The following is a 5,342-nucleotide window of genomic DNA, read 5'->3' on the forward strand; positions in this document are numbered from 1 at the left end:
GACGGGCTGCTCATCGGCTACGTCGAGACGCCCTCGATCGTCGACGCGCAGGCCGCCATGGCCCGCACCGAGGTCAACGCCCGCTGGCAGGCCGAGATGGGCGAGTTCTTCGTCGACCTCGACGGCGCGCCGGACGAGGGCTTCCTCCCCCTGACCGAGGTCTTCCACCTGGAGGACCAGCTCGCGGCGCTCGACGCCGCTCCCACCCCTCTCGCAGAAGGACACGCCTCGTGACCGAACTCACCCCCGACGTCCTCGCCCAGCTCGAGCAGCAGGCGATCGAACTGCCCTCGTGGGCCTTCGGCAACGCCGGCACCCGCTTCAAGGTGTTCGCCACTCCCGGCACGCCCCGCACCATCGAGGAGAAGATCTCGGACGCGGCCACCGTGAACGAGCTCACCGGACTGGCGCCGACCGTGGCGCTGCACATCCCGTGGGACAAGGTGGACGACTACTCGGCGCTCGGCGACTACGCCGCGTCGAAGGGCGTGGCGCTGGGCACCATCAACTCCAACACCTTCCAGGACGACGACTACAAGTTCGGCTCGCTCACGCACTCCGACCCGGTGATCCGCCAGAAGGCGATCGACCACCACCTCGCCTGCATCGACATCATGGACGCGACCGGCTCGCGCGACCTCAAGATCTGGCTCGCCGACGGCTCGAACTACCCCGGCCAGCAGGACATCCGCGGCCGCCAGGACCGTCTCGCCGACTCCCTCGCGACCATCTACGAGCGCCTGGGCGCCGAGCAGCGGATGGTGCTCGAGTACAAGTTCTTCGAGCCCGCGTTCTACCACATGGATGTGCCGGACTGGGGCACCTCGTACGCGCACGTGGCCGCGCTGGGCGACCGCGCGCTGGTCTGCCTCGACACCGGCCACCACGCCCCGGGCACCAACATCGAGTTCATCGTCGCCCAGCTGCTGCGCCTCGGGAAGCTCGGCTCGTTCGACTTCAACTCGCGCTTCTACGCCGACGACGACCTGATCGTGGGAGCCGCCGACCCGTTCCAGCTGTTCCGGATCCTCTTCGAGGTGGTGCGCGGAGGCGGCTACGGCCCCGACTCGCCCGTCGCCTTCATGCTCGACCAGTGCCACAACGTCGAGGACAAGATCCCCGGCCAGATCCGCTCGGTGCTGAACGTGCAGGAGATGACGGCGCGCGCGCTGCTCGTCGACCGCGCGGAGCTCGAGAAGGCGCAGCTCGCGGGCGACGTGCTCGGCGCGAACGGGATCCTGATGGACGCCTTCTACTCGGACGTGCGCCCGGCCCTCGCCGCCTGGCGCGAGACCCGCGGCCTACCCGCGGACCCGATGCGCGAGTACGCCGCGTCGGGCCGCGCCGAGCAGCTCGCCGCCGAGCGCGTCGGCGGCACTCAGTCGAGCTGGGGCGCCTGACACCCGCCTCCCCTGCTGATCGAGTAGCCCGCGCAGCGGGCGTATCGAGATCCCCCTCACCCGGACCTCCGGCGAACGCGGGTCTCGAGACGCCCCTCCGGGGCTGCTCGACCAGCAGGAGGGATCGTGACGGGCTGCAGGACCAAGGCTGAGCGGTCGGATCGCGCGGATCAGCGCCGAACCGCACCGCTCAGCCTTACTTCTGCTGGCCGGCCCGGCGCACCGCGCGACGTCCGGCGCCATCCCGCCATCGCCCTCGCGCCGCTGATAGCCTGGAGTCAATCGACCCCCTCCCAAGCCTCTCCACGATGCTCACATGGGAGGGGCCTTTTCTTTGTCCCGAGGAGGCCGACGTGGGCCTCAAGCCCGGCCTCACGCCTCCGCAGCTCGTGCGCCTCCTCCTCGACCGCGGTCTCGAGATCGCCGATCCGGATGCCTGCGCCCGCTTCCTCGACGTGCAGGGCTACTACCGGTTCTCCGGATACCTCCGGTACTTCCAGCACGCACCCCACCGCGGAGACGACCGCTTCCAAGACGGGAGCACGTTCGAGGCGGTGAGGGCGGTCTACGACGCGGACGCGCTCCTCCGCGAAACGCTCACTGGTCGGCTGGCTCGTGCGGAGCTGCTTCTGAGGAGCCGGACAGCTCAGACGATCGCCGAGATCCACGGTCCCTACCGCACCTACCTCGAGACGAGCTTCTACACGGACGCGCCGAGCGCACAGCCGACTGCCGAGTCGTGCCTGAGGGACATCGAGCGGAGCAGGGAGCGGCACATCCTGCGGTACACGGACTCCACCGGAGCCACACGTTTCGACGAGCTGCCGGTGTGGTCGGCCGTGGAGGCCTGGTCGTTCGGCACGTTGTCGAAGTGCATCGAGCGCGGAGACGGAGGAGCGCTGTCCGCAGAGGTGGCAGCTCGGCTCGGTGCTGCCCGGTCGGGCTTCGCCTCCCGTGTGCGAGCTCTGGTCTACCTGCGCAACAGGTGCGCCCATCACAGCCGCCTCTGGAACCACTCGCTCATCGATGCGGGCCCGACACCCAACAACGTCCGCGCGAAGGCGAAGCGCCTCGCCGGACAGTTCGATCCGCGCTCAGTGCTCGACGCGGTCGCGTCTCTCGACGACATCCTCGATCGAGGCGAGGGCGGACTTCCCTTACTGCCCGACCTGGTCGAGCAGCACATGTCCCACACAGTCTTGTGGCGAGGTCTCGCCGCACCGCAGAGCCCGCGTGATCACACCGCGGCCACCGCGACCGGTCGGTGACGTGCTCGCTGGGAAGGCGCGCATCGCGTCGATCCGCTGATGCCTCACTTCTGCAGGTCTGCTTGGCGCACCGCGCGGCTCAGGGCCTCGATCACGTCGTGCGCCGCACTGCGGCCGGCGCGCGTGGGCACCAGCGGGTAGACGTGGAGCTGGCCGACGGCCTCGTGCAGCTCGAACGGCACTCCGGCCGCCGCGGCCTTCTCCGCCAGCAGGTGCACGTCCGGGTTCAGCACGTCGCGGGTGCCGGTGAACACGGTCAGCGGCCCGAGCCCCGCGTACTCCCCGAACAGCGGGCTCACCGCGGGGTCGAGCAGGTCGAGCTCCCCGCGCCAGTGCTCCGCGAGTACGCGGCCGCCGGGGGTGCCGAGCCACGGATCGGTCGGCTGCACCTCCGGGATGCGCGGGTTGCTCCACGAGAGGTCGAGCGCCGGCGAGATCAGCACGGTCCGCGGCAGCACCACGCCCTCGTCGCGGAGCGCCAGTGCCGTCGACAGCGCGATCTGCCCGCCGGCGGAGTCGCCCGCGAGGCAGGTCGGTCCGTAGCGCTCCAGGCTTCTGCGCACCAGGGCGAGCATGCCGTCGCGCGCCTCGAGAGCGGTGCCGAACGGCACCAGCGGGTAGATCGGCAGCGTGACGGCGATCGACGCCTCCGCCGCGATGCGGGCCGCGAGCCGCCAGTGCTGCGGGTGGATCTCGTTGACCCAGCCGCCGCCGTGCGCGTACACCGTCCCTCCGACCACGCGGCCCCGCGGAACCAGCGTGTACACGGGCCACCCGTCGACGTGCTCGACGTCCACGCGGATCCCGGACGCCAGTCGCGCGGGCGGCCCGTACGGCGCCGGCCGCAGCTCCGCCTCGCGGATCCGCCGCTGGGCCCCGTCCTCGGTCACGAACGTGCGGTTCGCGCGGGCGAGCCGGAGCGCGAGCGGGACGAGGGCGTCGGGCACGGTGACGGTCATCCCGCGAGCATCACCGACGGCGGTGGGCGGACGCTGGACGTCAGCGACGCCGGATCGGCGCCACTCCGTTCCCGAGCGGGTGGTGCAGATCCCGGATGAGCCGCGCCAGCAGATCGGGCTTCTCGACGAGCGCGCCGTGGGTCGCTCTCGGCAGGATCGCCAGCTCGCCGTCCGGCAGCGCCTCGTACATCTCGACCAGGTGCTCGAACCGCACCTCGTCGTCGTCGCCGGCCACCACGAGCACGGGCAGGTCGAGCCGCGCGAGGTCCTCGACAGCGAGCGAGGGCTCCACCTCGTGCAGACGCGCGGCCTTCGCGACGACCACCGGCCAGTGCTCGCGCCCGTCGGGCGACAGCTCGGCGTAGGCGTCGCCGAGGAACTCCGGCGGCTCGCCGCCGAGCACGCCCTCGCGCCAGCCGTCGCGGTGGAACACCCCGCCGCCGACCACGAGCGTCCGCACGAGATCCGGCCGCCGGAGGGCCAGGTGCAGCCCGACGATCGCCCCGTCGCTCCAGCCGACGACGTGCGCGGGCGGGAGCGCGAGCTCGTCCAGCACCGCCGCCACCGCGTCGGCCGCATCGACGAAGCTCCACTCCCCGTCGACGTCCGGCGAGCGCCCGTGCCCCGGCCGGTCGACCACGACCCAGCGGTGGTCGGGCAGGTTCTCGAGGAGCGGCGCCATCGAGCGGGAGTCGGTGCCGCCGGGATGCAGGGCGAGCAGCGGATCGCCCTCGCCCGAGACCGAGCGCCAGATGCGGGAGGTGTCCATGCCGAGACCGTACGCCAGCGCGCGGGAGGACCGGCATCCGGTCGACGCCGATCAGCGCGCCGGCACCCCCTCCGCGAGCGCCTCGAACGTGTGCACGTAGCCGCCGTCCGCGCCGCTGATCGTCGCGTACGCCTCGGTCGTGCCGGGCCGGATCGCGATGTTCGTGGCTGAGCTCACTCCCGACTCCGCGACCGTCACCGTCTGCAGCAGGGCGCCGGAGGTGTCGTAGACCAGGATCTCCGGTCGGCTGTGCAGGCCGACGTAGAGGTTGCCGTCGGCGTCGACCGCGATCGAGTCGAGCTGGCCGATCCCGGGCGAGGCGTGGATCGCCGGGAACGCGGTGGCGACCTCGGTGCCGTCTCCGGTCAACGTGAGGCGGTCGATCCGGTTGCCCGTGTTCATGCTGACCCAGAGCTCGCGGTGGTCGGGCGAGAAGGCGATGCCGTTGGGCGAGGGCAGCTCGTCGGCGAGCACCGATGCCGAGCCGGTCGTCGGATCGACGCGCACGACGCGTCCGGACGCCTCCCAGTACGGGTCCTGCGCCCCCGCCGCGTCGGCGACGTAGAGGGCGCCGTCGGCACCGAAATCGAGGTCGTCCGGCTGCATCGGCACGCCGTCCACCGGTCCCCCGGCGATCTCGCGCACGTCCTCCCCGTCGGCCGTCATGCTCCGGATCGCGCCGCCGAGGAAGTCGGTGACGTACAGGCGCCCGTCCGCCCCGAACTGGGCCGAGGTGAGGGCGGAGGAGTCGTCGGTCCAGACCGGCTCGACGCTCTCGTCGTCGAGGTCGATCCGGAGCACCTTGCCCTCGCCGGGCGGGGCCGTGACATCGACGACGTAGAGGCCGCCGTCGGGGCCGAACACGGGCCCCTCGAGCAGCGTCATGCCCGTGGCCTCGTGCACCTCGGTCGCCTGCAGCACGCGCTCGGCGGTCACGACCGACGGA

Annotated in this window: 6 protein-coding genes; 3 read left to right on the top strand and 3 right to left on the bottom strand. The window is 71.8% G+C overall.

The genetic code is table 11. The features are described 5' to 3' along the window. The 3 genes from ASF46_RS18905 to ASF46_RS15230 all read left to right on the top strand — a co-directional run. A partial coding sequence (locus tag ASF46_RS18905; protein ID WP_157602668.1) for an L-rhamnose mutarotase occupies positions 1-234 on the top strand: 234 nt, incomplete at its 5' end. Further along, positions 231-1,400, top strand: coding sequence for an L-rhamnose isomerase (rhaI, locus tag ASF46_RS15225; RefSeq protein WP_055789668.1), 1,170 nt, complete (start codon positions 231-233; stop codon positions 1,398-1,400). The genes ASF46_RS18905 and rhaI, both read left to right, overlap by 4 nt. Positions 1,401-1,708: 308 nt before the next feature. Further along, on the top strand, positions 1,709-2,668 hold the full coding sequence (locus ASF46_RS15230; RefSeq protein WP_056868319.1) for an Abi family protein: 960 nt from the start codon (positions 1,709-1,711) through the stop codon (positions 2,666-2,668). A 44-nt stretch (positions 2,669-2,712) separates the two neighbouring features. Here ASF46_RS15230 and ASF46_RS15235 read toward each other — a convergent pair whose 3' ends face one another. The 3 genes from ASF46_RS15235 to ASF46_RS15245 form a co-directional block, all read right to left on the bottom strand. Then, complete coding sequence (locus tag ASF46_RS15235; RefSeq protein ID WP_056868320.1) at positions 2,713-3,627, bottom strand: alpha/beta hydrolase fold domain-containing protein; 915 nt, start codon at positions 3,625-3,627, stop codon at positions 2,713-2,715. Between the two features lie 40 nt (positions 3,628-3,667). Then, complete coding sequence (locus tag ASF46_RS15240; RefSeq protein WP_056868321.1) at positions 3,668-4,396, bottom strand: alpha/beta fold hydrolase; 729 nt, start codon at positions 4,394-4,396, stop codon at positions 3,668-3,670. A 51-nt stretch (positions 4,397-4,447) separates the two neighbouring features. Then, a partial coding sequence (locus ASF46_RS15245; protein WP_162240190.1) for an SMP-30/gluconolactonase/LRE family protein occupies positions 4,448-5,342 on the bottom strand: 895 nt, incomplete at its 5' end.

Source organism: Rathayibacter sp. Leaf296, assembly GCF_001423045.1.
GTDB classification, from domain to species: domain Bacteria; phylum Actinomycetota; class Actinomycetes; order Actinomycetales; family Microbacteriaceae; genus Rathayibacter; species Rathayibacter caricis.